Source organism: Komagataeibacter kakiaceti JCM 25156 (genome assembly GCF_000613305.1).
On sequence record NZ_BAIO01000348.1, the window covers coordinates 1 to 2,526 of the forward strand.

A 2,526-nucleotide genomic window follows, 5' to 3' on the forward strand; every position below is an offset into this window, starting at 1 on the left:
TGGGCGTGGGCGATTGTGCTGGCGGCGATGCCGATGCCGCAAGGTACTGGGCGAAACTGTCCTGTATTCTCCGCGCCTTTTCCGGGTCGGACGCAACGGCCTGCGGGTCGGATGAATCCACCACCACCACCCGATCCCCTTCCAGCGGGCCGGGCATATGTTCCGCCCCCAGCAGGGCGCGCACGGCGCGGGCGTTCGGGGTGTCGTCTCGCGCCATGAGGTCAAGCTGGCGGTCCAGCAGGCCATGGCGGTCGATAAAGCTGTTCACGCGCGCGGGTATGCGAATGCACCCTTCGGAATCCGCCTGCCCCAGCCGGGATTCGAGAAAGGTGGGGTCGGTTGCGTGCATCTCCAGCCGCACCACCGCCAGCGCGCCCCTATGGTGCCAGTCTTCCGTTGTCTGCCAGCCGAAATCCCACACCCGCATGCCCTTGTCGCCATTGCCACGGATGCCGTGTTCGTTTTTGGTGCCAAGCGCGCGATAGCCGTAAATCTGCCCGTCATTGAAAAATATGCCCACCGGCGTACGGAAATGTTCCTTGCGCCCCGGCCGCCCCGTACTCACCGCCACCATGCCCAGCGGGACCAGCGCGTGCGCCGCGGGGTCAGCCAGCACGAACCACAGGCGCTGGACGGCGGGCGCGCGATCCACAACCAGAATGGCCTGCGTATCGGCGGGCCAGTTGCCGGTCTGATCGAGCATGTCCATGCCCAGTTCCATGGCGCGCTGGGTCTGGCGTGGTGACAGGCGTGTGTGCTGGGGGCCGAGTTCGCGCTGGATGTCCTGCCGCAGGCTGATCGCGGCATCGGGCAGCGGCGCGGCCGATGCGGTCGTGGCCTGACATGTCATGGGCAGGGCTGTCAGGATCAGCATTGTCCAGCGCATCGGAAGCATCATGCGGGCGGCCTTGGTCGCGAAGGTAGGATGACCTTGTTACTCAGCCCGAACGGGCTGGAGGGAAACCATCGCATGCAATCATGAAACGGGAAATACCAGACGACTATTGGGGAGATATTAACATTTCACCTGTCTGTTAGCATTTTTGATGTGATGGATTGCCATGCGCGTTTTAGTAACCGGTGGGTGCGGCTTTATCGGGTCGGCCGTGGTGCGCCACCTGATCAGGAAGACCGGCCACGATGTCCTCAATATCGACAGCCTGACCTACGCCGCCAGCCCCGACGCGGTGGCGGAAGTGGCGGCGGACAGCCGCTACGGCTTCCGGCGCTGCGATATAGGCGACACGGCGGCGATGCGGGATGTCTTTGCCTCCTTCCGCCCCGATGCGGTCATGCATCTGGCGGCGGAAAGCCATGTGGACCGTTCCATAGACAGTGCGGGTGTGTTCATGCGGTCCAATATCATGGGCACCTTTTCCATGCTGGAGGCGGCGCGGGCCTACTGGCAGGGCCTGCCGCCCGCGCGGCAGATGGCTTTCCGCTTCCATCATGTCTCGACCGATGAGGTATTCGGCATGCTGGACCCGCATGATTCCCCCTTTACCGAAGCCACGCCCTACAACCCCAGCAGCCCCTATTCCGCCAGCAAGGCGGCGTCGGACCATCTGGTGCGCGCCTGGCATCACACCTATGGCCTGCCGACGTTCATTACCAACACCACCAATAATTACGGTATCTGGCATTTCCCTGAAAAACTCGTGCCGCTCACCATCATCAACGCCCTGCAGGGCAGGACGTTGCCGGTCTATGGCGCGGGCGACAACATACGCGACTGGCTGTTCGTCACCGACCACGCGGAGGCGCTGGTCCGCGCGATGGAGCATGGCCGCCCGGGCGAAACCTACGCCATCGGCGCGCGCCAGCCCCGCACCAACCTTGAGGTGGTCCACGCCATCTGCGCCGTCATCGACCGGCTGCGCCCCGATCCCGCCGGGCCGCATGCCCGCCTGATCCGCCATGTGCCGGACAGGCCGGGGCATGATTTCCGCTATGAGATCGACCCCACGCACGCGGAACGGGCGCTGGGCTGGAAAGCGCGGCATGACTTTGAAAGCGGGCTGGACCTGACCGTGCGCTGGTATATCGACCATGCCCCATGGTGGCGGGCCATCCGCGCCAGACACCATGACGACGGCCGGCACATGGGACGGGTGGCCTGACGGCATGACCCATCATGCCGACACACACGCCCCCGCCACCAGGGGTATCCTGCTGGCGGGCGGTTCGGGCACGCGGCTGCACCCGATGACGCTGGCGATGAGCAAGCAGATGCTGCCCGTGTATGACAAACCCATGATCTATTACCCGCTCTGCACGCTGATGATGGCGGGAATCCGCGATATCATGATCATTTCCACACCGCAGGACCTGCCGCAGTTCCAGCGCCTTCTGGGTGACGGGGCGCAGCTTGGCGTGCGCTTCGCCTACCGTGTCCAGCCCACGCCCGATGGAATCGCGCAGGCGTTCCTCATCGCGGGGGACTGGCTGGCGGACGCGCTGCGCGCTGATACTGGGGGATAACCTGATCTTCGCCGATCACCTGCCCGCCATGCTGCGCGCGGCGGC

Annotated in this window: 2 protein-coding genes and 1 pseudogene; 2 read left to right on the forward strand and 1 reads right to left on the reverse strand. The window is 64.7% G+C overall.

From position 1 onward, the window contains the following. Positions 1–898 (reverse strand): L,D-transpeptidase (locus JCM25156_RS13560; protein WP_025813505.1); only part of this gene is annotated, 898 nt, incomplete at its 3' end. A 163-nt stretch (positions 899–1,061) separates the two neighbouring features. Between JCM25156_RS13560 and rfbB the strand changes: the two genes are divergently transcribed. After that, on the forward strand, positions 1,062–2,120 hold the full coding sequence (rfbB, locus tag JCM25156_RS13565) for a dTDP-glucose 4,6-dehydratase (protein WP_025813507.1): 1,059 nt from the start codon (positions 1,062–1,064) through the stop codon (positions 2,118–2,120). 4 nt (positions 2,121–2,124) lie between these two features. Beyond that, positions 2,125–2,526: pseudogene (locus JCM25156_RS13570) on the forward strand (sugar nucleotidyltransferase); the annotation flags it as partial.